The 26,902-nt window shown below is 70.6% G+C and carries 27 protein-coding genes and 3 tRNA genes; 9 read left to right on the top strand and 21 right to left on the bottom strand.

Annotation, left to right across the window (positions count from 1 at the left end):
• Positions 1–252 precede the first annotated feature (252 nt).
• Both EDF33_RS11165 and EDF33_RS11160 read right to left on the bottom strand, forming a co-directional pair.
• Positions 253–1,764, bottom strand: coding sequence for a HAMP domain-containing sensor histidine kinase (locus EDF33_RS11165; protein ID WP_132100054.1), 1,512 nt, complete (start codon positions 1,762–1,764; stop codon positions 253–255).
• The gene (locus EDF33_RS11160; protein ID WP_197068690.1) at positions 1,761–2,495 is read right to left on the bottom strand and encodes a response regulator transcription factor; all 735 of its coding nucleotides are present in this window, start codon (positions 2,493–2,495) and stop codon (positions 1,761–1,763) included. Before EDF33_RS11160 ends, EDF33_RS11165 begins: the two co-directional genes overlap by 4 nt.
• A gap of 110 nt (positions 2,496–2,605) precedes the next feature.
• Between EDF33_RS11160 and EDF33_RS11155 the strand changes: the two genes are divergently transcribed.
• The 5 genes from EDF33_RS11155 to EDF33_RS11135 all read left to right on the top strand — a co-directional run bounded on the left by EDF33_RS11155 (position 2,606) and on the right by EDF33_RS11135 (position 8,203).
• Positions 2,606–3,643: an acyl-CoA/acyl-ACP dehydrogenase gene (locus EDF33_RS11155; RefSeq protein ID WP_132100053.1), complete on the top strand. Its 1,038-nt coding sequence runs from the start codon at positions 2,606–2,608 to the stop codon at positions 3,641–3,643.
• On the top strand, positions 3,640–4,995 hold the full coding sequence (locus tag EDF33_RS11150) for a bifunctional PIG-L family deacetylase/class I SAM-dependent methyltransferase (RefSeq protein ID WP_243692436.1): 1,356 nt from the start codon (positions 3,640–3,642) through the stop codon (positions 4,993–4,995). Before EDF33_RS11155 ends, EDF33_RS11150 begins: the two co-directional genes overlap by 4 nt.
• Positions 4,992–5,702 carry a glycosyltransferase gene (locus tag EDF33_RS11145; RefSeq protein WP_165918794.1) on the top strand — a complete coding sequence of 237 codons (711 nt, stop codon included), beginning with the start codon at positions 4,992–4,994 and terminating at the stop codon, positions 5,700–5,702. Before EDF33_RS11150 ends, EDF33_RS11145 begins: the two co-directional genes overlap by 4 nt.
• Positions 5,703–5,831: 129 nt before the next feature.
• Entirely contained in the window at positions 5,832–7,391 is a 1,560-nt protein-coding gene (locus EDF33_RS11140; protein WP_132100050.1) for an ABC transporter permease, read from the top strand.
• A 134-nt stretch (positions 7,392–7,525) separates the two neighbouring features.
• Entirely contained in the window at positions 7,526–8,203 is a 678-nt protein-coding gene (locus EDF33_RS11135) for an ABC transporter ATP-binding protein (protein WP_111084468.1), read from the top strand.
• Between the two features lie 60 nt (positions 8,204–8,263).
• On the opposite strand, the gene EDF33_RS11130 is transcribed toward EDF33_RS11135, so the two are convergent.
• From EDF33_RS11130 to EDF33_RS11105, 6 genes are all read right to left on the bottom strand, one after another.
• Positions 8,264–9,205 carry a biopolymer transporter Tol gene (locus EDF33_RS11130; RefSeq protein WP_132100049.1) on the bottom strand — a complete coding sequence of 314 codons (942 nt, stop codon included), beginning with the start codon at positions 9,203–9,205 and terminating at the stop codon, positions 8,264–8,266.
• A gap of 127 nt (positions 9,206–9,332) precedes the next feature.
• Positions 9,333–10,172, bottom strand: a complete 840-nt coding sequence (locus tag EDF33_RS11125) for a carbohydrate ABC transporter permease (protein ID WP_111084253.1) — start codon at positions 10,170–10,172, stop codon at positions 9,333–9,335.
• Positions 10,165–11,160: a sugar ABC transporter permease gene (locus EDF33_RS11120; RefSeq protein ID WP_111084254.1), complete on the bottom strand. Its 996-nt coding sequence runs from the start codon at positions 11,158–11,160 to the stop codon at positions 10,165–10,167. Before EDF33_RS11120 ends, EDF33_RS11125 begins: the two co-directional genes overlap by 8 nt.
• A 225-nt stretch (positions 11,161–11,385) precedes the next feature.
• Positions 11,386–12,687 carry a sugar ABC transporter substrate-binding protein gene (locus EDF33_RS11115; protein WP_123938625.1) on the bottom strand — a complete coding sequence of 434 codons (1,302 nt, stop codon included), beginning with the start codon at positions 12,685–12,687 and terminating at the stop codon, positions 11,386–11,388.
• A 104-nt stretch (positions 12,688–12,791) separates the two neighbouring features.
• Complete coding sequence (locus EDF33_RS11110; RefSeq protein ID WP_131879285.1) at positions 12,792–13,937, bottom strand: Gfo/Idh/MocA family oxidoreductase; 1,146 nt, start codon at positions 13,935–13,937, stop codon at positions 12,792–12,794.
• On the bottom strand, positions 13,934–14,680 hold the full coding sequence (locus EDF33_RS11105) for a sugar phosphate isomerase/epimerase (RefSeq protein WP_111084257.1): 747 nt from the start codon (positions 14,678–14,680) through the stop codon (positions 13,934–13,936). Before EDF33_RS11105 ends, EDF33_RS11110 begins: the two co-directional genes overlap by 4 nt.
• Positions 14,681–14,824: 144 nt before the next feature.
• On the opposite strand from EDF33_RS11105, the gene EDF33_RS11100 reads away from it, so the two are divergent.
• Both EDF33_RS11100 and EDF33_RS11095 read left to right on the top strand, forming a co-directional pair.
• Positions 14,825–16,036 (top strand): ROK family protein, encoded by a 1,212-nt coding sequence (locus tag EDF33_RS11100; RefSeq protein ID WP_207906678.1) that lies wholly within the window; start codon positions 14,825–14,827, stop codon positions 16,034–16,036.
• A gap of 67 nt (positions 16,037–16,103) precedes the next feature.
• Positions 16,104–16,787: a YqaJ viral recombinase family protein gene (locus EDF33_RS11095; RefSeq protein WP_123938623.1), complete on the top strand. Its 684-nt coding sequence runs from the start codon at positions 16,104–16,106 to the stop codon at positions 16,785–16,787.
• A gap of 9 nt (positions 16,788–16,796) precedes the next feature.
• Here EDF33_RS11095 and EDF33_RS11090 read toward each other — a convergent pair whose 3' ends face one another.
• The 6 genes from EDF33_RS11090 to EDF33_RS11065 all read right to left on the bottom strand — a co-directional run bounded on the left by EDF33_RS11090 (position 16,797) and on the right by EDF33_RS11065 (position 20,366).
• Entirely contained in the window at positions 16,797–17,405 is a 609-nt protein-coding gene (locus EDF33_RS11090; protein ID WP_123292111.1) for a Pr6Pr family membrane protein, read from the bottom strand.
• A 100-nt stretch (positions 17,406–17,505) separates the two neighbouring features.
• Positions 17,506–18,195 carry a 50S ribosomal protein L1 gene (gene rplA, locus EDF33_RS11085; RefSeq protein WP_123292110.1) on the bottom strand — a complete coding sequence of 230 codons (690 nt, stop codon included), beginning with the start codon at positions 18,193–18,195 and terminating at the stop codon, positions 17,506–17,508.
• Between the two features lie 90 nt (positions 18,196–18,285).
• Positions 18,286–18,717, bottom strand: coding sequence for a 50S ribosomal protein L11 (gene rplK / locus EDF33_RS11080; RefSeq protein ID WP_022906459.1), 432 nt, complete (start codon positions 18,715–18,717; stop codon positions 18,286–18,288).
• A gap of 144 nt (positions 18,718–18,861) precedes the next feature.
• Complete coding sequence (nusG, locus tag EDF33_RS11075; protein WP_123672358.1) at positions 18,862–19,875, bottom strand: transcription termination/antitermination protein NusG; 1,014 nt, start codon at positions 19,873–19,875, stop codon at positions 18,862–18,864.
• A gap of 119 nt (positions 19,876–19,994) precedes the next feature.
• On the bottom strand, positions 19,995–20,273 hold the full coding sequence (secE, locus tag EDF33_RS11070) for a preprotein translocase subunit SecE (protein ID WP_111084262.1): 279 nt from the start codon (positions 20,271–20,273) through the stop codon (positions 19,995–19,997).
• Between the two features lie 20 nt (positions 20,274–20,293).
• Positions 20,294–20,366, bottom strand: a tRNA-Trp gene (locus EDF33_RS11065).
• 180 nt (positions 20,367–20,546) lie between these two features.
• Here EDF33_RS11065 and EDF33_RS11060 point away from each other — a divergent pair.
• A complete protein-coding gene (locus EDF33_RS11060) occupies positions 20,547–21,728 on the top strand; it encodes a pyridoxal phosphate-dependent aminotransferase (RefSeq protein WP_131921844.1) in 1,182 nt (393 codons plus the stop codon).
• Between the two features lie 108 nt (positions 21,729–21,836).
• Here the strand turns inward: EDF33_RS11060 and EDF33_RS11055 are convergent, their stop codons facing one another.
• The 3 genes from EDF33_RS11055 to EDF33_RS11045 are packed head-to-tail and all read right to left on the bottom strand — an operon-like array spanning position 21,837 to position 23,739.
• A complete protein-coding gene (locus EDF33_RS11055) occupies positions 21,837–22,853 on the bottom strand; it encodes a UDP-N-acetylmuramate dehydrogenase (protein ID WP_243692435.1) in 1,017 nt (338 codons plus the stop codon).
• Between the two features lie 14 nt (positions 22,854–22,867).
• Complete coding sequence (locus EDF33_RS11050) at positions 22,868–23,293, bottom strand: MaoC/PaaZ C-terminal domain-containing protein (protein WP_123292107.1); 426 nt, start codon at positions 23,291–23,293, stop codon at positions 22,868–22,870.
• A complete protein-coding gene (locus tag EDF33_RS11045; protein WP_123292106.1) occupies positions 23,290–23,739 on the bottom strand; it encodes a MaoC family dehydratase N-terminal domain-containing protein in 450 nt (149 codons plus the stop codon). The genes EDF33_RS11050 and EDF33_RS11045 overlap by 4 nt, the downstream gene beginning before the upstream one ends.
• Before the next feature lie 129 nt (positions 23,740–23,868).
• Between EDF33_RS11045 and EDF33_RS11040 the strand changes: the two genes are divergently transcribed.
• On the top strand, positions 23,869–24,267 hold the full coding sequence (locus tag EDF33_RS11040) for a hypothetical protein (protein ID WP_131845699.1): 399 nt from the start codon (positions 23,869–23,871) through the stop codon (positions 24,265–24,267).
• Positions 24,268–24,437: 170 nt separating this feature from the next.
• Here the strand turns inward: EDF33_RS11040 and EDF33_RS11035 are convergent.
• From EDF33_RS11035 to EDF33_RS11020, 4 genes are all read right to left on the bottom strand, one after another.
• Positions 24,438–24,511, bottom strand: a tRNA-Met gene (locus tag EDF33_RS11035).
• A gap of 32 nt (positions 24,512–24,543) precedes the next feature.
• Positions 24,544–24,615: transfer RNA gene (locus EDF33_RS11030), tRNA-Thr, on the bottom strand.
• A gap of 93 nt (positions 24,616–24,708) precedes the next feature.
• Complete coding sequence (locus tag EDF33_RS11025; protein ID WP_131879289.1) at positions 24,709–25,932, bottom strand: M23 family metallopeptidase; 1,224 nt, start codon at positions 25,930–25,932, stop codon at positions 24,709–24,711.
• Between the two features lie 148 nt (positions 25,933–26,080).
• Positions 26,081–26,902, bottom strand: coding sequence for an inositol monophosphatase family protein (locus EDF33_RS11020; RefSeq protein ID WP_131879291.1), 822 nt, complete (start codon positions 26,900–26,902; stop codon positions 26,081–26,083).

Here is a 26,902-nt window from a genome sequence, read left to right as displayed (position 1 = left end):
CCCCAGGTCCACGAACGAAAAAAGCTCCGGCGCAGAGGCTCGGAGCTGCTCTCACCAGATGGTGGGAGTGGTTCGGAACACCTGCGCGGGATGCCTCACGAGTGAGGACCTTCGGTCACGATGTTCACAACCACGTTGCGAGCAGCACGACATCCGGCGGTCTTTGGCTTCGAGAACAGTAGCAGATGCCGTGGACGAGACCAAACACCGGTCTGGAGGCGCGGTGCGGGCCCGCCCCGCGCCTCCCCAGCGTCAGTGGGTCGCGTCCACCGCAGCGGGCGTCCCCGACCAATCAGCGGACACCGCAGCAGCGGCCGACGCGGCCGACTCCGACTCCGACGCGGCCGCCGGGTCCACCGGCAGGTGCACCGTGAACACGGTGTCGCCCGGCACGCTCGCCACCTCGACGCTGCCGCCGTGCGCCTGCACGACCGCGTCCACGATCGCGAGCCCGAGCCCGGTCGACCCCACGGTGCGCGACCGGGAGCTGTCGGCACGGGCGAACCGCTCGAACAGCTTCGGCAGGAACTCCGGGTCGATGCCCTGGCCGGTGTCCCGCACGGTCAGGTCCACGCCGGGGCCGGACGGCGACGGCGCGAGACCCACGATGATGCGGGTGCCCTCTGGTGTGTGGGTCCTGGCGTTGGTGACGAGGTTCACGATCACCTGGTGCAGGCGCGCGGCGTCCCCCACGACCACGACGGGTGAGGACGGCACGTCGATCTCGATGACGTGCTCCGGCGATGCTGCGTGGGCGTCGTTGACGGCGTCGAGCACGAGGCCGGTCAGGTCGACCTCGTCGAACTGGATCTCGCGCCCCTCGTCGAGGCGGGCGAGGAGCAGCAGGTCCTCGACCATCGACGTCATCCGGATCGACTCGGACTCGATGCGGCTCATGGCGTAGACGACGTCCTTCGGCAGGTCACCACCCATCCGACGGGTGAGCTCGGCGTACCCACGCACGGAGGCGAGTGGGGTGCGGAGCTCGTGCGAGGCGTCCGCGACGAACTGCCGGACCTTCTGCTCCGAGCGTTCCCGGGCCTGCATCGCGCTGCCGATGTGCCCGAGCATCCGGTTGAAGGCGCTGCCGACCCGGCCCACCTCGGTGCGGGGGTCGGTGTCGGGCACGCGGACGCCGTCCAGGGCGTCACTGCGGTCGAGGGGCATCCGGGCCACGGTCGAGGCGGTCTCGGCGACGCGCTCGAGCGGGCGCAGCGAACGCCGGACCACGACGGCGGCGACGATCGACGCGGCGAGCAGCGCGGTGCCGACGACGATGACGACCACCCAGAACAGCGACCAGACGCTGGCGTAGACCGGGGCCATCGGCAGTCCGACGACCAGGACGGCGGGACCGACGGTGACGGCGGTGAGCCGGTAGCGCCCGATGTCCGAACCGAGGTCGACGGTCTCCGGGTCGCCGCCCACGCGCACCTGGCCGAGGGCCGTGGCACTCGACTGCGTGATGGAGCTCGGTCGCCCGTAGTCGTCGAGGACGTTCGCGATGACGACCTGCCCGTCCACGAAGTAGGCGGTCAGGGTCCCCGCGGCCTGCCCCGACGGACGGGACAGGTCGATGCTCGGCTGCCCGCTCTGGTTCTGCTCGAGGTAGCGCTGCGCACGGTGGGTGGCGCTGGTGATCTGCTTGTCGATCGCACCCGTCTGGATCGAGGAGAGCGCGATGATGCTCACCGCCCCGATCACCGCGCTGACGGCGACGACGAGGGCGACGATGCTCAGGACGAGCCGACGCCGGAGGGTCACGAGGTGGGCTTGATGACGTACCCGACGCCGCGCACCGTGTGGATCATCGGGGTCTCACCGGCGTCGATCTTCTTGCGCAGGTAGGAGATGTAGATCTCGACGACCGAGGACTTGCCGCCGAAGTCGTACGACCACACGCGGTCCAGGATCTGCGCCTTCGACAGCACGCGACGGGGGTTGCGCATCAGGAAGCGGAGGAGCTCGAACTCGGTGGCGGTCAGCTCGATCGGCCGGCCGGCACGGTGCACCTCGTACGACTCCTCGTCGAGCACCAGGTCGCCGACCACGATGCGGGAGTCGCCGGCCTCGGAGATCGAGATCTGCGAGCGGCGGATGAGGCCTCGCAGTCGCGCCACGACCTCTTCGAGGGAGAACGGCTTGGTGACGTAGTCGTCGCCGCCGGCGGTGAGCCCGGTCACGCGGTCCTCGACGGAGTCCTTCGCGGTGAGGAACAGCACCGGGGTGTCGTCGTTGTTCTGCCGCAGCCGGCTGAGCACCTGCAGGCCGTCGAGGTCCGGCATCATCACGTCGAGCACCATCGCGTCGGGCTTGAACTCCCGCGCCGTCGTCAGGGCGTCCTGCCCGCCGTTCGCGCTCTTCACGTCCCAGCCCTCGTAGCGGAGCGCCATGGACAACAGGTCGGTGAGGCTGGCTTCGTCGTCGACGACCAGGATGCGCAACGGGGTTCCGTCGGCACGCGTGAGGCGCGGGGCTGCTGCAGGCTGGGAGATGGTCACGTCTTCGAGTATCGAGGAATTCCTATGAGCTGTCTGTGGACCGCCCCTCCGCGCTCTGTGGATCGCTCCGAGGGCACTCGGCCGCTCCTTCGTAGGTTGGGGGGATGCTGCGATCCTCCGCTTGGCCACCGTCCGCCAGGCACGTCGACACCGCGGGGATCGAGGAGACGGCCGGGAGGCCCGGCTCGAGCCCGGCAGAGCGTCTGACGGCCGCGCGCACACTCGCCGCCACCACCCCGCTCCTGTCCGCGGGGACCGCCGGCGGCTTCCTCGCCACACTCGCCGCCGTCGCCGCGGGCGACGTCGCGACCGCCCGCACCGTCGAACCCCACCTCGACGCGCTCGGCATCCTGCAGCAGGCCGACGTGCCGGTCCCCGCCGACTCGACCTGGGGCGTCTTCGCTGCCGAGGGGCCGGGACTCCGCCTCGAGGCCGCGCTCCAGGACGACGGCACGGCGCTCCTCACCGGCACGAAGCCGTGGTGCTCCCTCGCGTCGACGCTGTCGCACGCGCTGGTGACCGCGCACGCCGGCGACGACCGTGTCCTCGTCGCGGTGGACCTGCGGCAGGACGGCGTCACCGCGCACGACGAGGCCTGGGTCGCCCGGGGCATGCCCGACGTGCCGAGCGGCCCGGTGGACTTCGACGGTGCCACGGCACGGCTCGTCGGTGCACCCGGTTGGTACCTGCGGCGACCGGGCTTCGCGTGGGGCGGCATCGGCGTCGCCGCGTGCTGGTGGGGCGGTGCGGTGGGCCTCGGCCGGGTCCTGCGCGCGCTGGCTGCGGCCCACCCGCAGTCCGAACTGCTGCAGGCCGCGCTCGGTGCGACCGTGCTCGACCTCGCGGACGCCGAGGACGCCCTCGCCGACGCCGCCGCACGGATCGACCGGTCCGGGGAGCCCGACGCCGCCGAGGTCGACTGGCCGCTGCTCGCCCAGACGGTGCGCTCCCGGGTGCGTCGGGCGGTGGACGCCGTGCGTGAGCGGGTCGTCGCCACCGTCGGACCGGCTCCCCTGACCTCGGACCCCGCGGTCGCGGCGCGGGTCGCCGACCTCGAGCTCTACGTGCTGCAGGACCACGGGGCCCGCGACCTCGCCCGGATCGGCCGCATCGTGACGGAGCGCGGCGGTGTCGCGTGGTGAGCTTCGACCACCGCGAGCCGGGCACCGACCCCGCGGCGTGGACACCGTTCCTCGACACACTGTCGGCCACACCCCTCGACCTGGACGGCATCGGCTCCGTGGTGGTCCTCGCGCCGCACCCCGACGACGAGACCCTCGGTGCCGGCGGGCTCATCGCGACCGCAGCCGACGCGGGACTCCCCACCCACGTCGTGCTCCTCACCCGCGGCGAGCGCTCGCACCCGGACTCCCCCACCACGACGGCGTCGGAGCTGGCCATCGTGCGCGACGACGAGTTCACCCGGGCCCTCGCCACGCTGCACCCCGGGGCGACGGCGTCGTCGGTCGGGATCCCCGACGGCGGGACGCGGGAGCACCGGGACGAGGTCACCGACGCCCTGCGGCGAGCGCTCGACGACGCGGTGCGGCCGACGCTCGTGGTGGCGCCGTGGCGCGGGGACGGTCACCGGGACCACCGCATCGCTGGTGAGGTCGCCGAAGCGGTCACCGCCGAGGCCGACGAGGTGTCGCTGCTGACGTACCCGATCTGGGCGTGGCACTGGGACGACCCGTCTGCGTCCGCACAGCCGTGGGACCGAGCTACGGTCCTGCCGTTGGCCGACGCCGTCCGGAAGCGAAAGCGCGCCGCCCTCGACGCCTACGCCTCGCAGGTCCGCCCGCTGTCCGGTGCCGCCGGGGACGAGGCGATCATCGACGACCGGCACGCCGCGCACCACCTGCGGTCGACCGAGTGGTTCTTCACGCCCGAGCCGACGGCATCGCGCTCGCGGGAGTCGTTCGACGCGCACTACGAGCGGAAGCCGGAGGGCTGGGACTTCGAGCGCTCCTGGTACGAACGCCGCAAGCGGGCGGTGACGCTCGCCGCGCTCCCCCGCGAGCGGTACCGGTCCGCGCTCGAGCTCGGCTGCGCCACGGGCGTCCTCACCGCAGCGCTCGCCGAACGGGCCGACGCCGTGCTCGGCACCGACATCTCGGCAGCGCCGCTGGCCCGGGCTGCCGTCCGTGCGCCGGGGGCCCGGTTCGTGCAGGCCTCGCTGCCCGCCGAGTGGCCGACGGGTCGGTGGGACCTCGTCGTGATGTCCGAGGTGGGCTACTACCTGTCCCCCGCCGACCTCGACGAGACGATCGACCGGGTGCTGGCGTCGCTCGACGACGACGGCGTGCTGGTCTCCTGCCACTGGCGCCACCCCGACGACGAGGCGGTGTCGAGCGGTGACGCGGTGGACGCCCGGCTCGCGGAACGGTGGCCACGACCGGCGCTCGTCCGCCACGTCGAACCGGACTTCGTGCTGAGCGTGCTGCCCGGCCCCGGCGTGGTGTCGGTCGCACGGGCCGAGGGACTCGTCCGGTGACCGCGCCCTCCGGCGTCACGCGGATCGACGTCGTGCTGCCCGCCCACGACGAGGAAGACCGCATCGCCGCCTGCCTCGACGCCCTGCTCGCCGCCCGCGCCCGACTCGCCGAGGAGCACCCCGACGTGGCGGTCTCGGTGACGGTCGTGCTCGACGGCTGCACCGACGACACGGCGACGGTCGTCGAGCGCTTCCCCGTCGACGTCGTCGCGACCGCCCACGTCGGCGTCGGTCGGGCGCGCACCATCGGGGCCACGCACGCGCTCCGGCAGCATCCTGCCGACCCGGCGTCCCGCTGGCTCGCCCACACCGACGCGGACTCGCGGGTGCCGGAGGGCTGGCTGGTCCAGCAGGCCGACGCCCTCCGGTCCGGGGCGCACGTGCTCGTCGGCGCCGTCGTCCCCGACCCGGACGACCTGGACCCCGTCGTGCTCGCCCGGTGGACGCAGGCGCACCCGCCCGGTGCCGCGCTCGGGCACGTGCACGGCGCGAACCTCGGCGTGCTGGCATCGGCGTACCTGGCGCTCGGCGGGTTCGACCCCGTCCCCGAGCACGAGGACGTCCGGCTCGTCGAGCGGGCGCACGCGATGGGGTTCCGCGTCGATGCGACGGTCGACCTGCCGGTGGTGACGAGCGGTCGGTTCGCCGGCCGGACGCCCGGCGGCTACGCGGAGCACCTGCGCCGGGAGTACGGCGACGCGAGCTGAGGGCCCCTTAGACAGCTCATAGGCTGCCGATGGGGCGGCCACTGACCGGCTGCCTACGTTCTCCTCCGTCGGCCCCGCCGTGCGCTCTGCGCGGCCGGTGACCCCAGCCGGCCACCACCGAGGAGAACCATGTTCCTGACGTACCTCAGGCGCGAACTCACGAACCGCAAGAAGCAGACCGTCATCATCGCGATCGGCATGGCGTTGGCCATCGCCCTCGTGGTCATCGTGTCCTCGATCGCGGGCGGCGTGAAGGCGGCCCAGTCCAGCGTCCTGCAGTCCGTGTACGGCGTCGGCACCGACATCACCGTCACGAAGACGACGACCCCGAGCGCGTCGGGCTCCGGTCGGCCGAGCTTCGACTTCGGCAGCCAGAGCGGTGACGACAGCGACAGCAGCGGTTCGACCGACCTGTCGCAGTCACGGCTCGCCGTCGCCCGTGGCACGAGCACGCTCAGCGCCGCGAACCTCACGACCGTGACGGGCACCGACGGCGTCAAGGCGGCGACCGGTGTCCTGACCCTCGAGAACAGCACGTTCTCGGGGCAGGTCCAGCAGTCGACCGACGGCAGCAGCACGGACAGCAGCAGCTCCGACAGCAGCAGCACGGACAGCTCCACCCAGCAGGGCCCGCCGAGCGGCGACTCCGGCCAGGGCGGCGGCTTCGGCGGCGGCTCGTTCAACGTCGACTCGTTCACCGTGACCGGCATCCCGGTCTCCGGCGACGCCGTCGGCCCCCTGACCAGCACCGAGCTCACCAAGGGCCGCACGTTCACCGCGAAGGACGCGGGCAAGGACGTCGTCGTGCTGGACGCGTCCTACGCGAAGAGCGAGTCGAAGGCGGTCGGCGACACCGTCGACATCGGCGGCACCGACTTCGAGGTGATCGGCATCGTCACCTCGACCGGCTCGTCGTCAACGACCGGCTCGAACACCTACATCCCCCTCGACACCGCGCAGGCGCTGGCGGACCTCGACGGCAAGGTCACCTCGATCTACGTGTCCGCCGAGTCCTCGTCGGACGTCAGCGCGATCAAGACCGCCCTGCAGCAGAAGCTCACCACCGCCACGGTCTCGACCGAGTCCGACCTGGCGTCGAGTGTCTCCGGTTCGCTGAGCACCGCGTCGAGCCTCGTCTCGAACCTCGGCACCTGGCTGTCGATCGTGGTGCTGGCGGCGGCGTTCCTCATCGCGATCCTCTTCACGATCTCCGGCGTCACGAGGCGCACCCGCGAGTTCGGCACCCTCAAGGCCATCGGATGGTCGAACGGCCGCATCACCCGGCAGGTCGCCGGCGAGTCCCTCGTGCAGGGCCTCATCGGCGGTGTCCTCGGCGCAGCAGCCGGTCTGATCGGCATCCTCGTGGTGAACATCATCAGCCCGACCATCTCGGCGAGCGCCTCGAGCACGACCGGTGGCGGCGGCGCAGGTGGCGGCGGTGGCATGCCCGGTGGCGCGGCGACCGCGGCCGCGGGCAGCGGCACGACGGGCGGCGCCCCGGCCGGCGGCTTCGGCGGCGGCGCGAGCACCGCGTCGACGACCGACGTGGCGCTGCACGCCCCGGTGACCGTCGAGGTGATCCTGCTGGCGATCGGCCTCGCGATCCTCGGTGGCCTCATCGCCGGCGCACTCGGCGGCTGGCGCGCGAGCAAGCTCCGTCCGGCCGAGGCCCTGCGGAGCGTGGCCTGATGCCCGGCCCCGCCACCGGCGCGGTGCCGACCGCCGGACCCGCACCGACCCCGAGCACGCGACCAGAAGGAGTGACCGTGACCAGCACCGACACCGCACCCGGCAAGGCGGAGGCGAGCCGCGCCTCCAGTCCGATGTACCGGCTGACCAACGTCAGCAAGACGTACAAGCAGAAGAACCGCACCGTCACCGCCCTGACGAACGTGGACCTGACGATCCCGCAGGGACAGCTCGTGGCGATCCAGGGGCCGACCGGCGGCGGAAAGTCGACGCTGCTGCAGATGCTCGGAGCGCTCGACCGGCCGACGGCCGGCTCGATCCACCTCGGCGGCGACCGCGACGTGGCGAAGCTCGGCGACCGTGCGCTGACCGACCTGCGGGCGACGGAGATCGGCTTCGTGTTCCAGAGCTTCAACCTCATCCCGACGCTGACGGCGCTCGAGAACGTCGAGACGGCGTTCGCGGGGTCGCTCGCGAACCGAGCACGCTCGGAGATCCGCGAGCGGGCCACGGCGGCGCTCCGCGAGGTCGGGCTCGGCGAGCGGATGGAGCACCTGCCGGCCGAGCTCTCCGGCGGGCAGCAGCAGCGCGTCGCGATCGCCCGTGCCCTGGTGAAGAACCCGAGCGTGCTGCTGGCGGACGAGCCGACCGGCGCGCTCGACGAGGGCACCCGCGACGAGATCATGGGGCTCATCGAGAAGCAGTGGAAGGAACGCGGGCTGACGGTCGTCATCGTCACGCACGACTCGTGGGTGGCGAAGCGGGCCGAGCGTCGCCTGCACCTCAAGCAGGGGCAGGTGCGCGAGGTCTGAGGTGACCCGAGTCTCGCGGCGGGCGACAGTCCTCGTTGCCACGAGCCCGAGGACTGTCGCTCAGACCGAGTCTCGACCCACGGGGTAGTCGCAGTAGGCGAACCAGCGCGAGTCCGGGGACCACGGCGGGACGTTGACCGTGCCCTGGCCGCCGTCGAGCACGACGAGGGTCTCCGGCACCGGCATGATCCGGGCGCCGCGGACGAGCACCCCGGGCAGCCGCCGCAGTTCCACGCGGTGGTCGGCCGGGTGGCCCTGCACCCCCGGCTCGTAGGACAGGTAGAGCAGGTGCTCCCCGTCCGGCGAGACGTGCGGGAACCAGTTCACCCGGTCGTCGTTCGTGATCCGGACCGGGTCGGTCGCCCCCGGCCAGAGCGCGACGAGCTGCGCGGTGCCCGGCGTGAACCGCTCCGAGTTCCACACGAGCATCTCGCCCGCGAACGAGACGCCGTCGTCGGGGTGCTCGTCGCGGGTCAGGAACGTCGGTTCGCCGGTGGCGGGGTCGACGAGTGCGACGTCGGTGGTCCAGACGCCCGCCTCGGTGCGCTCCCCGACGATCGCCGCGAGGGTCTCCCCATCCGGGGCGATGCCGTGCAGGTAGAACTTCCGGACGACCGGCAGCGCGGTGGTGACGTCGGTGAGGGTCGCGGCCGCTCCCCCGGCCGGTACGGGCGCCCGGTACAGGTCCCCGTCGCGGCCGCTCACCACGACCGACTTGCCCGAGGGGTCGAGCACGTGGTCGTTGTTGATCTCGGGGACGCCGGGCATCGGCACCGGAACGAGGGCGGTCTCGTCGAGCACCGTGCCGCCGTCGGGGCGCGGCAGCAGCCAGAGGTCGCCGTTCCCGTTCAGCACGAGGGTGCCGTCGTCGAGCACGTTCGGCGCCTCGACGAGCACCGTCCTCGACTCGAACACCAGCCGCGATGTCCGCGACGCCACGTCGTACACGTGCACCCGGCTGGTCTGTCCTGGCAGCAGCTGCCGCCCGCGCGCTCCACTCATGCGCCCCATCCTGCCCGGGCGGCACGGACCGGTACGCGAAAGCGACAGATTCCCGGCGATGTTCGCCGGGAATCTGTCGCTTTCGCGGAGCTGGAGCTGGAGCTGGAGCTGGGGTCGAGCCAGCTGCCTACTTCACCGCACCGGCGGTCAGGCCGGCCACGAACTGGCGCTGCACGATGAGGAACGCGATGACCACGGGGATGGACACGACCAGGGACGCGGCCATGATCTGGTTCCAGTACACGTTCGTCTGCGTGGAGTACTGCTGCAGACCGACCGCCAGGGTCTGCCCGTCGCCGTTGGTCATGACCGAGGCGAAGAGCACCTCGCCCCAGGCCGTCATGAACGAGTAGATGCCGACCGCGACCAGACCCGGACGGGCCGAGGGCAGGATGACCCGGAACAGGGCACCCATCGGGCCGGAACCGTCGACCATCGCGGCCTCGTCGAGCTCACGCGGGATGGTCTCGAAGTAGCCGGCGAGCATCCAGATCGAGAACGGGAGCGTGAAGGTCAGGTACGTGATGATCAGGCCGGTCCAGCTGCCGACGAGCTGGATGCCGAGCGAGTTCCCGAGGTTCGTGAAGATGAGGAACAGCGGGAGCAGGAACAGCACGCCGGGGAACATCTGGGTGGAGAGCACCGCGGTGGTGAAGGTGCTCTTGCCCTTGAAGTTCCAGCGCGAGACACCGTAGGCGGCGAACGTCGCGATGATCAGCGAGAACACCGTGGCGACCGTGCAGACCACGAGCGAGTTCACGAAGTACTTGCCGAGCGGCACCGTCGACCACATGTCGATGAACGGCTGGATGGTGATGTTGGTCGGGATCCACGTGAAGTCGTTCTGCACGTCACCGAGCGGCTTGATGGCCGTGGTGATCATCACGTAGAGGGGCACGACCGTGAACAGGGTCAGGATGACCAGGGTCACGACCTTGAAGGACTTGGCGCCGAATGTCTCACGCACGGACGGACCTCCGGTTGGTCACGGCGAGGTAGATGCCGGTGACGATGAGCAGGAAGATGAGGAGCAGGACGCTCATCGCGGCACCGGAGCCGAAGTTCCAGGTGATGAAGGACGCGTTGTAGATGTGGAAGCTCAGCAGGTCCGCGGCCGGGGGCTGCGCGGTCGAGCCGAACAGCACGAACGGCGTGTTGAAGTCGTTGAAGGTCCAGAGGAACATCACGAGCACGAGCGTCACGTTGACCGGGCGGACCATCGGTAGCGTGATCGAGCGCCACTGCCGGAACGGCTTCGCACCGTCGACCGAGGCGGCCTCGTACACGTCGTTCGGCACGGACTGCAGGCCGGCCATCAGCATCAGGAAGGCGAAGGGCCAGGTCTTCCAGATCGCCACGACGACGACGGAGACGAAGGCGTTCGAGCCGATCAGCCAGAACGGGCCGGTGCCGTTGAACAGGTGCAACTGGTCGACCAGGACGTGGTTCACGGCGCCGGAGTCACGCTGGAACATGAACTTCCAGGTGATGATGCCGGCGTACATCGGCAGCGCGTACGGCACCAGGAACAGGGTGCGGAACAGCCCGCGGCCCCTGAACGGCTTCTGCAGTGCGACCGCGGCGGCCATGCCGAAGGTCCAGGAGAGGCCGACGACGAGCACCGTGAAGCCGCAGGTGATCAGGAAGGAGTGCAGGACGCCCTTGCCGATCGCCTGGTCGAAGTCGACGACGACCGAGTAGTTGTGCAGTCCCGCGAAGGGTGCAGCGCCCCAGTTGGCGATGAAGTACTTGGTGAGCTGGATGAACGAGATCCAGATGCCGGTGAGCATCGGGACGATGTGGATGAGCAGCTCGAACAGGATGGCCGGCGCGACGAGCGCGTAGGGCAGCCAGTTGGTCTTGCGCTTGCGACCTGGCGGACGGCCCGACAGCGTCGAGCCCTTCGTGTGCGTCAGGTCGATGCGCTCCGCATCGGGCAGGACCGTCGTGGACATGGGCGGGGGCCTTTCGGCAGGAGGGGGTTCGGGTGCTTCGCACTCCGGTCCGTGGCAGCGGACGGGAGGCACGGCGTGCGTGAGACGGGACGCTCACTGCCGGCGGATGGCCGGCTCTGGGGCTGTGGGGCCGGTGACGACCTGCCCCGGCGCGTCCGGCTGTGGACGCGAGGGGTGGAGGCCCGGGGGCGTCCTTGCGGACGCGCCCCGGGCCTCCTGGCTGGATCAGCCGTTCGCCTGGGACACCTGGTCCTGGGCGGTCTGCAGCGCGGTCTTGATGTCGCTGTCGGACACGGAGCCGCCGGTGGCGATCTTGGCGAACATGTCGTTCATCGCCTTGCCGACGGTGGACTCGAACTGGTCCTCGGCGGGGACCAGCGGGAGGGGCTTGGCCTTGTTGTTGTAGATGTCGAGGAACGTCTTCGTCTGCTCGTCGGTGACCGAGTCAGCCGCGGCGGCGAGCACCGGGAGGGCCGAGTACGGCTTGTCGAGCGTGGTCTGCGTGTCCGCGCTCGTCATGTACTTGACGAACTTGAGCGCGCCGTCCTTGTTCTTCGTGTTCTTGAAGATCGACAGGTTGATGCCGGCCGGGAACGACGCGATGTCCGCGCCGTCAGCGGTGGTCGGGAACGGCACGACGCCGAACTCGTCCGTCTTCATGCCCTGCGAGGTGATCGTCGCGTTCGCGTTGTTCTGCGTCAGCATCATCGCGGCCTTGCCGTTCGCGAAGTCCGAGACGGCCTGCGTGCCGTTGTCGTACTGCGCGTTCGAGGTGTTGACGACCTTGTCGGACTGCATCAGGTCGAGGTAGCGCTTGATGCCGTCGACGTTCGCCTTGTCGGTGAAGGTCGGCTTGCCGTCCTTGTCGAACCACTCGCCACCGTTCTGCGCCGAGGTGATGAACGCGAAGTGCGAGTTCTCGGTGTACGAACCACCGGCGATGGTGAAGCCGTACTTGCCGCCGGTCGTGAGCTTCTTGGCGTCCGCCGTGAGGTCTTCCCACGTGGTCGGTGCCTCGAGGCCGGCGTCCTTGAACATGGACTTGTTGTAGTACAGGCCGTACGCGAGGCCGTAGAGCGGGACGCTCGTGACGGTCTTGCCGGGGGCGCCACCGGTGGAGAGCGCGACCTTGCCGAACTTGTCGGCACCGCCGATCGCCTTCATCTCGGAGTCGCCGTACTCCTGGAACGCACCGGTCGCCTGGAGCGAGGTGGCCCAGGTGTTGCCGATGTTGACGACGTCCGGGCCCTGGCCCGAGGTGACGGCGGTCTGGATCTTCGTCTGCAGGTCGTTCCAGCCGATGACCTGGAGGTCGACCTTGATCCCGGTCTCCTTCGTGAACTTCTTGAGGACGGGGGTCAGCACCTCCTTGTCGTTCTGGAGCGACGTGCCCTGGTTGGACGCCCAGTAGGTGAGCGTCTTGGAGTCGCCGGAGGAACCGGACGATCCGGAGGAGCAGGCTGCGAGGCCGGTCACGGTGAGTGCGGCGGCCGCGGTGATGGCCAGTGCGCGGATGGCAGTGCGCATGACTCTCTACTTTCTCGTCGTTGAGATGGTGCAGGGATGGTGCAGGGGTGGTGCGGGATGGATCTTCGGGTGCTGCTGTGGTGTGCGGGGCGGATCCGGGCCGGTCAGGCCAGGGTCTGCTCCGCGGGGTCCCAACCCTCTGGGAGGGTCTGGGAGGGCGACACGGTGCTCTCGACGAGCACCGCCTCGCCACGTTCTGCCGCCTCGGCGATGGAGACCATCACGTCGAGGACGTGGAAGGCGAGGGCACCGGGGACCCGGTTCTCGTCGCCTGCGCGGAGCGAGCGGGCGAGGTCGACCACGCCGGTGCCGCGCGAGTAGGTGGAGCCGACCGCGGGGATCGTCTCGGGCTCCTCGGCGCCGAGCGCGTACAGCTCGGTGTCGCCGTCGAAGTTGTTCGGGTCCGGGAACACGACGGTGCCGGTCTCGCCCGCGATCTCGACGACGCCCGTGCGACCGCGGTCCGACTCGAACGAGAAGACGCTCTGCGCGCTCCCGCCGTCCTCGAACTCGATCAGCGCGGAGTGGTTCGTCGGGACGTCGACGGGGAACTCGGTGCCCGCCTTCGGGCCGGAGCCGATCGTGCGCGTGGCGCGGGACCTCGACGCCGTCGCCGTGACCTTCTTCACCGGACCGAACGTCTGCACCAGGGTGGTGATGTAGTACGGGCCGATGTCGAACAGCGGGCCGGCACCGTACGCGAAGAGGAACTCGGGGCTCGGGTGCCAGGACTCCGGGCCGGGGCTCTGGAAGAGCGTCAGGCCGTTGAGCGGCTTGCCGATGCGGCCGTCGCGGATGGTGCGGAGCGCGGTCTGCAGGCCGGCACCGAGGAAGGTGTCGGGTGCGACGCTGACGGTCTTGCCCGCGGCGCGTGCGGCGTCACGGAGTTCGGTCGCGCTCTCGCGGTCGAGGGCGTAGGGCTTCTCGCCCCACACGTGCTTGCCGGCGGCGAGGACCTGCAGGGCGACCTCGACGTGGGCGGCCGGGATCGTGAGGTTGACGACGATCTCGATGTCGTCGTCGGCCAGGAGCTCCTCGACGGTGCCCGACCCGGCGACGCCCCACTTCTCGGCCTGGGCGGCTGCGCGCGGCAGGTCGATGTCGGCGATGAAGCGCACCTCGACGTCGGGGAAGACGGTGAGGTTCGACAGGTACTGGTCGGAGATGACCCCGGCGCCGATGACGCCGACGCCGACGCGGCCGGTCCGGGTGCTGCTGTCGAGGGCGGTGGACGCCGTGGTGTCGGTCATGCGCGGGCCCCCTCGAGGAACGTGTAGGAGTCGGCGACCGCCTGGAAGACGTCGCCCTCGTGGCCGTCGAGCTCGACGACGTGGAGTGCGTCGGGTGCGGCGGCGAGGATCTCGCGGATCGGCATGATGCCGTTGCCGACGGCGACCTGCTTGTCGTCGTCGTGGGAGCCGTCGCCGTCCTTGACGTGCAGGAACTCGATCTTGTCGCCGTACTTGCCGATGATCGCCACCGGGTCGTCACCGCCGACCTTGACCCAGTAGGTGTCGAGCTCGAGCACGACGTCGTCGGACAGCGCGTCGGCGAAGACCTCGTAGGCGCTGACGCCGTCGATGCGGTTCGAGAACTCGAACGCGTGGTTGTGGTAGCCGAGGACCAGGCCGTGGTCGGCCGCGCGGGGTGCGAGGGCGCTCAGTTCGCGGGCGATGGCCTCGACGTCCTCGCGGGTGGTCCAGCGGGCCTCGTCGATGTGCGGGTCGATCAGGGTGCCGAGTCCGACGGTGACGCTCGCGTGGAAGATCCGCTCGAGGTCCTGCTCGCCGGCGTCCAGCAGTCGTGCGTGTCCGCTCGGGGCGGCGAGGCCGGCGTCGCGGAGCGCGGCGGCGAGTTCGTCGGCGTTGTCGACGAAGCCGAAGGCCTCGACGTTCGTGTAGCCGATGTCGGCGATGCGCTGGAGCGTGCCGGGCAGGTCGGCCGAGAGGGCGTCGCGGACGGTGTAGAGCTGAACCGAGATCGGTTGGGTCACCAGGGGTTCTCCTCGTCGAGATGGTGCGGTCGTCACTGACCGAGCGTCACACTATGACCACTTCTGTCGGCGGTCAAGCAGAAGTTCGTGGAAGGTCGACGAACTTCGTTGCGTGGCGCGTTCGATGTGTGCTTCACTCCCCCCATGGTCGACTTGACTCGGACGGCAGCGTCGCCTCCGGTCGGGACGAGCGAGCTCTTCCAGATCCTCCGCGACGGCGTGCCGCGGACCCGGGCCGAGCTCGCCGCACTGACAGGACTCGCACGCTCCACCATCGGCGTGCGCCTGGACTCCCTCATCGAGGTCGGTCTCGTCGGCCCCGTCGACACCGCCGTCTCCACCGGAGGACGGCCGCCGGCCCAGGTGGCGCTGAAGCCCCGCGCCCGGCTCGTGATCGCCGCCGACCTCGGCGCCTCGCACGGCCGTGTCGCCGTCACGGACCTGGTCGCTGCCCCGCTCGCCACCCGCGAAACGCGCATCGACATCGCCGCCGGCCCGGTGGAGACCCTGTCGTGGCTGGTCGCCACCATCGACGAGCTGCTCGACGAGGTCGGCCGCGCCCGACAGGACGTCATCGCCATCGGCATCGGCGTGCCCGGTCCGGTGGAGTTCTCGACCGGACGCCCGGCGAACCCCCCGATCATGCCCGGGTGGGACGGCTTCGACGTGCCGTCGTGGCTCCGCCAGCACATCGCGGCGCACGTCCTGCTCGACAACGACGTGAACATCGCGGCCCTCGGCGAACGGGAGCACGGCTGGCCCGACGTCGACCACCTGTTGTTCGTCAAGGTCGCCACCGGCATCGGGTCCGGCATCGTGTCGGACGGCGAACTGCAACGCGGCGCCCAGGGCACCGCCGGTGACATCGGCCACGTGCGGGTGTCCCGTGCCGGCGACGTCCCCTGCCACTGCGGCAACACCGGGTGCCTCGAGGCGGTTGCGTCCGGTCCGGCGATCGCCCGTGCCCTGCGTGCGAAGGGGCACGACGCCCACACTGGCGCCGACGTGCTGGACCTGGTGAACCGCACCGACCTCGACGCCATCTACGCCGTCCGACAGGCGGGCCGCGACATCGGCGAGGTGCTCGCCACGTGCGTCTCGCTCATGAACCCGTCGGTGATCGTCCTGGGCGGCTCGATCACGCAGGCTGGTGAGCACCTGCTCGCCGGCGTCCGCGAGGTCGTCTACTCGCGGTCGATGCCGCTCGCCACCGAGCACCTCGTCATCGCCCAGTCGCGTGCGGGGTCGCTCGCCGCGCTGCAGGGCGCAGCGGCGCTCGCGATCGGCTACGCGCTCTCCCCCGCCGGGGTCGACGAGCTGGTCGCCTACGCCGAGGGGCGTGAGCTGGTCTCCTGACGTGTGCGCTGCGCCTCGTGAGCGCGTCGGATTCGGTCTTGCCGGTGGTCGGGGGGAGAATCGACGGGTGACGATCGTGCAGCCCACCCTGTGGGGCGACCTGGACCCCGGACTGGAGGAGCTGTCTGCCTCCGCCACGCCGGCTGCGGTCCCCGGGCGCGACGCGTTCACCGCCCTGCGCGGCCACACCGAGCGGATCGTCGCGCACTCCTCGGACCGCTTCGCCTGGCTCCGCGCCCGCGCCGCGGGCATCACCGCGACCGACGTCGCTCGGCTCGCCTCGCTGCACGCGGTCGAGGCCGTCGTCACCGAGAAGCGCTACGGCTCACGGTTCTCCGGCAACGCGTTCACCGAGCACGGCAAGGACCGCGAGCCCCACATCGCCGCCTGGGTCGCGGCCACGCACGGCATCCAGCCCTCGGCGCACCTGTTCCACGCCGCCGCGAACCGGGCGCACCTCGCGACCCCCGACGGCGTCGGTGTCCAGGGCTCGCGGGTGGTGCTCGCCGAGATCAAGACCACCGCGAAGGGCTGGCGGAGCATCCCCCGGCACTACCTGCGGCAGATCTGGTGGCAGCAGTACGTGCTCGGTGCCGACCGCACCCTGTTCGTCTGGGAGCGCCACGACGGCTTCGTCCCCGTCGCCGACGAGCCCGAGTGCCGCTGGGTCGACCGTGACGACGACCAGATCCGCGGACTCGTGCAGCTCGCCGACCTGGTGCTCGACAAGCTGCGCGACTTCCGCTCGTAGCCCGTCAGCTCAGACCTTGACGAGTCTCAGCCGGCTCATCCCCACGACCAGGACGCCGAGCAACCCGATCGAGACGCCCACGCCGACGCAGTAGATCGCCACGACGCCGTACCCCTGCGCGGGGTCGAGGAACGGGTACGGCACCCAGCCGTCGGTCGCGCCCCGGATCAGGATGACGATCGTCCACACCGCCGGGTAGACCAGGAACCACCAGACGTGGCGGAGGAGCAGCTTCGACCGGTCGGAGAACAGCAGCCAGTCGAGGACCGCGTACGCGGGGATGACCTTGTGCAGCACGTCGTTCGACCACTGGACGCTCGCCGACACGTCGACGTTCGTCAGCAGGGTGTTGTAGACGATCCCGGTCGTGGCGATGTAGACCGTGCCGGCGCCCCGGAGCAGACTCACCCGCAGGTCCCCACGCTTGCGGCGGGCCGAGGCGACGAGGGTCACCGCCAGGGCCACGGCGATGATGACGTTCGACTGGATCGTGAAGTAGCCGAAGAAGTTCCACGGGTTGTAGACGTCCGTCTTCGAGCTGACGAGCCACTGGGCGACGATCGCGACGACGACGGCGATGACGGCGATCAACCGGAGCGAGTTCACGAGGGTGCGCACGAGACCACGCTACCGGGACGCGCGCCCCTGCACGCGAAACGGGCCCGCACCGTTGCCGGTGCGGGCCCTTCTGCGAGTCAGTGACTCGGAGTCAGTGGACTCAGATGCTGTTGACGTCCAGCGGGATGCCAGGGCCGAAGGTCGTCGAGACGGCGCCCTTCATGACGTAACGGCCCTTCGAGGAGCTCGGCTTGAGGCGGTTGATCTCCTCGAGCGCGGTCGAGATGTTCTCGTCGAGCTGCTCCGGCGTGAACGAGGCCTTGCCGACGACGAAGTGCACGTTGGCGTGCTTGTCGACGCGGAACTCGATCTTGCCGCCCTTGATGTCGTTGACGGCCTGCGCCACGTTCGGGGTCACGGTGCCGGTCTTCGGGTTCGGCATGAGGCCACGCGGGCCGAGCACCTTGCCGAGACGACCGACCTTGCCCATGAGCTCGGGCGTCGCGACGGCGGAGTCGAAGGACGTGTAGCCCTCGGCGACCTTCGCGATGAGCTCGTCGCCACCGACCTCGTCGGCGCCGGCTGCGATCGCGGCCTCGGCCGCTGCACCCGTCGCGAACACGATGACGCGGGCGGTCTTGCCCGTGCCGTGCGGCAGGATGACCGTGCCGCGGACCATCTGGTCCGCCTTGCGCGGGTCGACGCCGAGCTTCAGTGCGACCTCGACCGTGGAGTCGGTCTTCGCAGAGCCGGTCTCCTTGGCCAGGGCGACTGCCTCGGTCGGGGTGTAGAACTTGTCGGCCTCGATCTTCGCGGCCGCGGCTTCGTAGGCCTTGGACTTCTTCGCCATGGTGGTCTCCTTGCGAGATACGTGGTTGACGAGCCGGCGCGGCTCTCCCACGGAAAGGTGTCTGGGTGTGGGCCGGAGCCCGATCGGTGCTTAGGCCTCGACCGTGATGCCCATCGAGCGTGCGGTGCCGGCGATGATCTTCGCGGCCTGCTCGATGTCGTTGGCGTTCAGGTCGGCCTGCTTGGTCTCGGCGATCTGACGGACCTGGTCCATCGAGATCTTCGCGACCTTGACCGTGTGCGGGGTCGCGGACCCCTTCTGCACACCAGCAGCCTTCTTGATGAGCTCAGCGGCCGGCGGGGTCTTGAGGACGAACGTGAACGAACGGTCCTCGTAGACGGTGATCTCGACCGGCACGACGTTGCCACGCTGCGACTCGGTCGCCGCGTTGTACGCCTTGCAGAACTCCATGATGTTGACGCCGTGCTGACCGAGTGCCGGACCGATCGGCGGGGCCGGGTTGGCGGCTCCCGCGTTGATCTGCAGCTTGATCAGGCCCGTGACCTTCTTCTTCGGTGCCATGACTTGTCTTCCTCCTGGAATCGAACGCACGGGGATCCGTGCACTCTCCCGCTGGTCCGGCCGTTCCGGACCGCGGTGAAGGCCCACACGCACGAGGCGTGCGGGCCCAAACTCGATGAGTCTACCCGAATGGGGAGACCTGGACTAGAGCTTCGTGACCTGGTCGAAGCTGAGTTCGACCGGGGTCTCGCGCTCGAACAGCGAGACGAGGACGGTGAGCTTGCCGCTCTCCGGCTTGATCTCGGAGATCGAACCCGGCAGGCCCGCGAACGAGCCTTCCTTGATGGTGATCGTCTCGCCGACCTCGAAGTCGACCTCGGCAGCGGGCTGCGCCTGCAGGGAACCGCCGGACTTCGAGCCACCCTTGGTCGGGGCGGCCTCGGCGACCTGCACGAGGGACTTGAGCATGCCGAACGCCTCGTCGAAACGGAGCGGCGTCGGGTTGTGGGCGTTGCCGACGAAGCCGGTGACACCGGGGGTGTGCCGGACGACGGACCACGAGTCCTCGTTGAGGTCCATGCGGACGAGCACGTACGAGGGGATCCGGACGCGGGTGACCAGCTTGCGCTGCCCGTTCTTGATCTCGACGACGTCCTCCATCGGGACCTCGACCTGGTAGATCGACTCCTCCATCGACATCGACACCATGCGGTTCTCGATGTTCGACTTCACGCGGCGCTCGAAGCCCGCGTAGGAGTGGATGACGTACCACTTGCCCGGCTTCATCCGCAGCTCGACCTTGAAGGCCTCGTACGGGTCGACCTCGGCCTCTTCGGCGTCGTCGTCTTCGGCGTCGATCGCTTCGTCGGCGGCGAGGGTCTCGTTCGCCTCTTCGGCGGTCTCGGACTCGAGTTCGATCTCTTCCTCGTCCTCGACGGCCTCCACCGCGGCCTCGGCCTCGTCGGTGGAGTCGATCTCGAGGGCGTCCTCGACGACGGCGTCGGCCTCGGGGTCCTTGGACTCCTGCAGTGCCGTCAGCTCCTCGTCGATGCCGAGGGACTCGTCGTCCTCGGACTCGACGGAGATCGCGCGCTCCTCGGCGGACTCGGCGGAGCGCTCCTCGCCGGTCTCGACGTCGCCTTCCTGGTTCTCCTCGACCTCGGAGGACTGCTCGGCAGCCGTCGCGAGGTCGATGTCGTCGCGGGAGTAGTCAGACACAGTCGATTCTTTCCGTTCGGTGGTGCGGGTCGGGATGGCGGACGGTCCTGGTCACGATCGGCACCGTCTCGGGCGACCGTACTCCAGTGGACTGCCGCACTCGGCAGTCGACGTCCGGGTCAGGCCGTGGGCCCGTTGCCGAAGACGTACCCGACGCCGAGACCGAACACGAAGTCGAGGATCGACACCAGGATCATCATCACGACGACGAAGACGAGCACGACCAGCGTGTAGCTGAAGAGCTCCTTGCGGGTCGGCGTCACGACCTTGCGCAGTTCGCCGATCACCTGACGGATGAAGAGCACGATGGCAGCGATCGGACCCCGGCGCTCGGCCCGGTCCTGCTTCGCCTTGGCGACGACGTCGTCCGCCGTCGTCTCCATGTCTTTGCTCGCCAACTTCTACCCTTCCAGAGTTGCAGGGCGGACAGGACTCGAACCTGCAACCTGCGGTTTTGGAGACCGCTGCTCTACCAATTGAGCCACCGCCCTTCAGAGCACGTCCGTCACCGATCGTGTTCCGGTGGTCGAGTGTACGGGAGTCCGTCACACGGTGTCCACTTGGCCCCCTCCACGGCGTGCCGCGCCGATAGGCTGGCACCCGTGAGCACCGCAGCCCCCGGCCCCGAGTCCACCGCAACCCCCGCCGCCGCGCCGACCGATCGGCCGCGCATCGCGTCCCGCATCGCGGCGATCGCCGAGTCCGCGACGCTCAAGGTCGACGCGAAGGCCAAGGCCCTGAAGGCCGCGGGCCGACCCGTCATCTCCTTCGCCGCCGGCGAGCCCGACTTCGCCACGCCCGACCACGTGGTCGTCGCCGCGGTCGAGGCCGCACAGGACCCGAAGAACCACCGGTACACGCCGGCGACCGGTCTGCCGGAGCTGAAGCAGGCCATCGCCGAGAAGACCGCACGCGAGTCCGGCATCACCGTCGACCCGTCGCGGGTGATCGTCACCAACGGCGGCAAGCAGGCCGTCTACCAGGCGTTCCAGACGATCGTCGACGCCGGCGACGAGGTCCTGCTCCCCGCCCCGTACTGGACCACCTACCCCGAGGCCATCCGCCTGGCCGGTGGCGAGCCGGTCGAGGTCTTCGCCGGCAGCGACCAGGGCTACCTCGTCACCGTCGAGCAGCTCGAGGCCGCGCGCACCCCGAAGACGAAGGCGCTGCTGTTCTGCTCGCCGTCGAACCCGACGGGCGCCGTCTACACCGCCGAGCAGACCACGGCCATCGGCGAGTGGGCACTCGAGCACGGCATCTGGGTGATCAGCGACGAGATCTACCAGGACCTCGTGTACGACGGACTCCGCTTCACCGGCATCCTCGACGCCGTGCCGGCCCTCGCCGACACCACGATCCTGGTCAACGGCGTCGCGAAGACCTACGCGATGACCGGCTGGCGCGTCGGCTGGTTCATCGGTCCCGCCGACGCGGTCAAGGCCGCGTCGAACCTGCAGTCGCACCTGTCGTCGAACGTGTCGAACGTGTCCCAGCGCGCCGCGATCGCCGCGCTCACCGGGCCGCAGGAGCCGGTGGCGGCCATGCGCGAGGCCTTCGACCGCCGTCGCCAGGCCATCGTCGCCGGGCTCAACGCGATCCCGGGCTTCGTCACGCCGACCCCGCAGGGCGCCTTCTACGTCTACCCCGACGTCACCGCACTGCTCGGTCGCGAGTGGGCGGGCTCGACCCCGACGACGACCCTCGAGCTGGCCGACCTGATCCTCGAGCACGCCGAGGTCGCGGTCGTCCCGGGCGAGGCCTTCGGTCCGTCCGGCTACCTGCGCCTGTCGTACGCGCTCGGCGACGACGACATCGCCGAGGGTGTGGCCCGCCTGGCGAAGTTCTTCGCGTAGTCCCCGCGCCCACGACACCCCGCAGAACGCAGAACGGGCCGCCTCGTCGAGGTGGCCCGTTCTGCGTTCCGGGAGGCCCGTGGCCGGGTCGTGCCCGTGCCCGTGCGCTCAGTCGAGCAGGTCCCCCACCACGACGGGCTCCGGCACGAGCGACACCCCGAAGCGGTTCAGGACCGTGACCTGCACGTACCGCGCGAGCTCGGCCACCTGGGCCGCCGTCGCGCCGCCACGGTTGGTCAGGGCCAGGGTGTGCTTCGACGAGATCGCCGCGCGCGACCCCGGCACGGCGTAGCCACGGTGCACCCCCGCGTGCTCGATGAGCCAGGCGGCGCTGAGCTTGACGTCGTCGCCGGCCGGCCACCGTGGCGCGTCGGCGGGGAGGGTCTCGGCGAAGGCCGCGGACACGATCGGGTTCGTGAAGAACGACCCGGCGCTCCAGGTGTCCCGGTCGTCGGCGTCGAGCACCATGCCCTTCGAGGCGCGGAGGCGCAGGACCTCGTCACGGACCGTCGTGGGTTCCACGAGGGCACCGAGGTCGACCCCGAGCGAACCGGCGAGCTGGGCGTACCGCACCGGCACGCCGTGCTCCCCCGCCGTGCCGAGCCGGAACTCGACCGTCAGCACGACACCGCGGCGTCCGTGCTTGAGGGTTGACGTGCGGTAGCCGAGCGCCAGCTCGGCCGCGGGCACCCACGTGCGCTCCCCCGTGGCCGCATCGAGGAACTCGACCCGGGTGAGCACGTCGGAGAGCTCGACCCCGTAGGCGCCGATGTTCTGCACGGGGGCGGCGCCGACGGTGCCCGGGATGCCGCTGAGGGCCTCCAGGCCGGTCCAGCCGTTCGCGACGGTGGTGGCGACGAACGCGTCCCAGGGTTCGCCGGCGGCGACGCGGACGGTGACGCCGTCGGCGTCCGTGTCGGCGTCCACCCCCGTGGTGCGGACCAGGACGACGGTGCCGTCGAAGCCGGAGTCGGCGACCAGCACGTTGCTGCCGCCGCCGAGGACCAGCCACTCGTGGTCGTCCCATGCGGTGCGCGTGTGGGCAACGAGCTCGTCGGTCGTCGTGGCCGTGAGCAGCCGCGCGGCCGCCCCACCGACGCCGAGCGTCGTGAGGTCGGCGAGCACCGGCTCGTGCACGGTCAGCGGAACGCCACCGTGACCTGCGCCTTGCCGAGCACGGTCTGCCCGCCGGCGGTCACGGTGAGGTCGATGCGCTTCGGTCGGCCGTCGTCGTCGACGGTTCCGACCTTGGCGACGATGCCGATGGTCGCGCCCTGCTCCGGGTCCACGACGACGGGGCGGGTGAAGCGGACGCCGTAGCCCGCGACCCAACCGCTGTCACCGAGCCACTCGGAGACCGGCTGCACGGCGAGGCCCATCGTGAGCATGCCGTGCGCGAGGACGCCGGGCAGACCGACCGAGGCGGCGACGTCGTCGCGGTAGTGGATCGGGTTGAAGTCACCGGAGGCGCCGGCGTAGCGGACGAGCGAGTCGCGGGTGACGTGCACCTCGCGCTCGGCGACGACCGTGCCGACCTCGATCGCGGTGGCGGGTGCGGCGGTCATGCGTCGTCTCCTCGGACCACGAGGGTGGACGTCGCCGTGACGACGTGCTCCCCCGAGGCGTCGTTCATGGTGCTCTGGGCCGTGACCATCGCGTTGCCGCCGAGCGTCTTGACGCTCGTGACGGTCAGGGTCGCGGTGAGTTCGTCACCGGCCACGATGGGCCGGTCGTAGGTGAAGGACTGCTCGCCGTGGACGACACGGGAGAAGTCGATGCCGGCGTCCGGCTCGGCGAGCAGCTGCGCGAGCGTGGCTTCCTGCACGACGACCGCGAAGGTCGGCGGGGCGACGACGTCGGCGTACCCGGCGGCGCGGGCCGCGTCGGGTTCGTGGTGGACGGGGTTGGTCGCGAACACCGCGCGCGAGAACTCGCGCACCTTCTCGCGACCGACCAGGTAGGGCTGGGCCGGCGGGAACGTCCTGCCGACGAGCTCGGGGTTCACTGACACGTCGGCAGTCTACCGACGCCCGTCCGGGGGCCTGTCGATGCTGAGGATGCATCGGCTAGGCTTGCCGGGCCGGTTCGGGGGAATCGGCGGTCCGGTCGCGACACCGGATCAGGGGACGGGGGAGCAACCATGGACACCAGGACCGAGTTCGCCGTGCACACGGGCGACCGGTGCACCGCGATGGAGGTCGCCGGCGCGGCACTCCGCACGGCGGGACACCACGTCGAGTCGACCGGCGGGACCCTCACCGCGACGACCGGCAACCGGCTGCTGACGATCCTGCTCGGCGCGCTCGTGCACCCGTCCCGCGAGTTCCGCCGCTACGAGCTGTCGACGACCGTCACCGGGGCGTCCACCACGATCACGCTGCGGCACCGCGGACACGGCACGGCCGTCTCCGGCGGCAGCATCGGCGCGAGCCGGCGACGAGCCGCCTGGCACGAGGTGAACGCGGCGATCGAGCGCGCGCTGCGCGCGGCCGGCGTGCTGCAGACGCGGACCGACACCGGGTCGCACTCCGCGCTGTAGGGCCGGCCCCAGGGCGGACGGGAGGCCCGGTGTGCGTCCGCCACGTGCCTCCTGGCACGCACCTGGTCCAGCGCACAGCCGAAGTGCGTCCGCACCGCTGTGCACGCAGCCCGGGAACAACGCAGCCCGGGAACGACGAAAGCCCGGCGAACAGATCGCCGGGCTTGCTGTAGCGAGGGCGGGACTTGAACCCGCGACCCCACGATTATGAGTCGTGTGCTCTAACCAACTGAGCTACCCCGCCAGAGATCCGGAGCGACACGCGCACCGGGTCGGAGCCCCGAGTCAGGATTGAACTGACGACCCCCTCCTTACCATGGAGGTGCTCTACCACTGAGCTATCGGGGCGATGTGCCGCGAACGGCACCACACGAGGATAGCAGACCTCCGACGCTGCTCCGGAACCGGGCGAGACGCCCGGGCGTGCCGCGTCGGCGACCGCTAGTTCGCGTTGGTCTGGAGCCACGCCAGCGGGTCCACGGGGACCCCGTCGACGTGCACTTCGAGGTGCAGGTGCGGGCCCGTGGAGTTGCCCGTGCTGCCCACGAGACCGAGCTCGTCGCCGACCTCGATCTGCTGACCGGTGACCACCTTGAAGGAGTTGTCCTCCATGTGGCCGTACACGCTGACGAACTGCTTGCCGTCGACGTCGTGCTCCACCCAGACGTCGTTGCCGAAGCCGCCGTCGTTCGCCTGGACCTTGATGACGGTGCCGGCGGCGATGACCCGGATCGGGGTGCCCTCGCCGGGAGCGAAGTCGACGCCCATGTGGTTCGTCGAGCAGAACGAGCAGCCCGCGACCTGACGACCGCCGAAGCCGGAGGTGATCGGGACGCCGGTGAGGAACGGCCACTGGATCGTGCCGGTCGGGTCGTTGGTGAAGCTCGAGGCGTCGACGTTCTTGTACTGCGTGGCGTCCGACACCGTGTACTGGTCGCGGCTCGTCGATCCGTCGGCTGCGGCGCTGACGCTCATCGACTGGGTCGCACCGCTCGCCGTCGACCGGGCCGCGGTCGAGCCGGTCTCCGGCACGTAGAGCGCCTGGGCGGGCAGTGACGTCGAGACGACGAGGCCGGCGACGAAGAGGAGCGCACCGACGGCCGTCACGCGCGAGGCCGCACGGCGGAACGAGGCGCCCTGCTTCCGGGCAGCAGCAGCCGGGGCGGGCGCGGCAGCGGTGCGGCTGGCCGCGATGTGCCGGGTGGCGCGGTCGACCTGCACGGCCGGTGCGGCACGGCCGGTCCGCCGACGGGACGCCGGGACCTGGCCGATGACACGGCGGGGCTGGGGCGCGATGGACTCCGCTGCAGCCGTCGCGGTGCGCGGCGCCGTGGCGCGGACGTCCGGCGACGTGGGAGCCGGCGGCGTCGTGATGCGGGAGGCCGGACGGACCGCCGACTCGGGCAGCGCGGGCGACACCGGCGCGAGGTCGATCGGCGACACGGGAGCCGCGGCCGACGACGGTGTGGTCAGCCCGACGACCTCGTCGAACGACGGGCCCGCGGCACGGTCGGGTGCGACGTCCTGCGCGTGGTCCTGCGTGACGGGAGCGCCCTTCGCAGCCGCTCGCTCCGCCTCGATCCGTGCTCGTCGGGTCAGGTGGACGACCGGGGTGGCGGCGTCGACGGGACCGGTGGGGACGGACGTCAGTGGGGAGTGGGGCATGCGTGCGGTGGCGATCCTGATCGGGGAAGGGGCGCGCTCGTTGGTAACGAGCAGATAACGGGACCTGAGCACGGTAGCAAACGTCGTCGCACGTCGCCAGTCGTGGTCATGTCCACCGGGCACCCCCAGACCGAGGGACCGACGGACCTCAGACGCCGAGCGCCTCGGCTTCCAGCCCGCGCAGCAGCGCCTCGAGGTCGTCGGCCACCGCGGGGCTCGCGAACAGGAAGGAACGGGTGCCGCCGGCCTCCCAGATGCGGACCGACGCTCCGGCCTCGCGCGCGACGACGGAGCCGCCGGCCATGTCCCACGGGTTGATCCCGCGCTCGTAGTAGGCGTCGACGACCCCGGCTCCTACCGCGCAGCAGTCGAGCGACGCCGCTCCCCCGCGCCGGATGTCCCGCACCTCGCCGATGAGTCCGGCGAGCACCGCCACCTGCTCGCGGCGCCGGTCGGCCGTGTACCCGAAGCCCGTCGCCACGAGTGTCTCGGCGAGCGAGGCCGGAGCGCTGACGGACAGGGGGACGCCGTCGCGGGTGGCGCCCTGTCCGGCGGCGGCACGGAACACCACCCCGGTCGCGGGGGCCACCACGATGCCGGCGATCGGCTCCCACGTCATCGGGTCGGCGGAGCCCCGCACGACGCCGATGCTCACGCCGTACTCGGCGCTGCCGTACAGGTAGTTCACCGTGCCGTCGATCGGGTCGACGACCCAGGTGATGCCCGACTCCCCCGACGCCGAGCCGGACTCCTCGCCGTGGAACGCGTCGTCCGGCCGGGCCTCGGCGATCCGGGCGCGGATGAGCGCCTCGACCTCGCGGTCCGCCGCCGTGACCACGTCGACGATGCTCGACTTCCGGTCGGCGACCTCGACGCCCTCGGCCCGTCGTCGTGCGGCGAGCGTGGCCGCTTCGCGCGCGATCGTCTCGGCGAGGTCGGCGAACTGGGACGGTGTGCAGTCGGATGCCAT

Source organism: Curtobacterium sp. PhB146 (assembly GCF_004342995.1).
Lineage (GTDB): Bacteria > Actinomycetota > Actinomycetes > Actinomycetales > Microbacteriaceae > Curtobacterium.
This window is presented reverse-complemented; position numbering and strand designations above follow the sequence as displayed.

What these genes read in the sequence shown, in the direction of transcription:
- EDF33_RS11120 (WP_111084254.1), bottom strand. Translation starts at nt 11,160, where the DNA reads ATGTCCACGACGGTCCTGCCCGATGCGGAGCGCATCGACCTGACGCAC.
- EDF33_RS11100 (WP_207906678.1), top strand. Translation starts at nt 14,825, where the DNA reads ATGGTCGACTTGACTCGGACGGCAGCGTCGCCTCCGGTCGGGACGAGC.
- EDF33_RS11115 (WP_123938625.1), bottom strand. Translation starts at nt 12,687, where the DNA reads ATGCGCACTGCCATCCGCGCACTGGCCATCACCGCGGCCGCCGCACTC.
- rplK (WP_022906459.1), bottom strand. Translation starts at nt 18,717, where the DNA reads ATGGCACCGAAGAAGAAGGTCACGGGCCTGATCAAGCTGCAGATCAAC.
- EDF33_RS11025 (WP_131879289.1), bottom strand. Translation starts at nt 25,932, where the DNA reads ATGCCCCACTCCCCACTGACGTCCGTCCCCACCGGTCCCGTCGACGCC.
- EDF33_RS11140 (WP_132100050.1), top strand. Translation starts at nt 5,832, where the DNA reads ATGTTCCTGACGTACCTCAGGCGCGAACTCACGAACCGCAAGAAGCAG.
- rplA (WP_123292110.1), bottom strand. Translation starts at nt 18,195, where the DNA reads ATGGCGAAGAAGTCCAAGGCCTACGAAGCCGCGGCCGCGAAGATCGAG.
- EDF33_RS11040 (WP_131845699.1), top strand. Translation starts at nt 23,869, where the DNA reads ATGGACACCAGGACCGAGTTCGCCGTGCACACGGGCGACCGGTGCACC.
- EDF33_RS11020 (WP_131879291.1), bottom strand. Translation starts at nt 26,902, where the DNA reads ATGGCATCCGACTGCACACCGTCCCAGTTCGCCGACCTCGCCGAGACG.
- EDF33_RS11050 (WP_123292107.1), bottom strand. Translation starts at nt 23,293, where the DNA reads ATGACCGCCGCACCCGCCACCGCGATCGAGGTCGGCACGGTCGTCGCC.
- EDF33_RS11110 (WP_131879285.1), bottom strand. Translation starts at nt 13,937, where the DNA reads ATGACCGACACCACGGCGTCCACCGCCCTCGACAGCAGCACCCGGACC.
- EDF33_RS11155 (WP_132100053.1), top strand. Translation starts at nt 2,606, where the DNA reads ATGCTGCGATCCTCCGCTTGGCCACCGTCCGCCAGGCACGTCGACACC.
- EDF33_RS11130 (WP_132100049.1), bottom strand. Translation starts at nt 9,205, where the DNA reads ATGAGTGGAGCGCGCGGGCGGCAGCTGCTGCCAGGACAGACCAGCCGG.
- EDF33_RS11135 (WP_111084468.1), top strand. Translation starts at nt 7,526, where the DNA reads ATGTACCGGCTGACCAACGTCAGCAAGACGTACAAGCAGAAGAACCGC.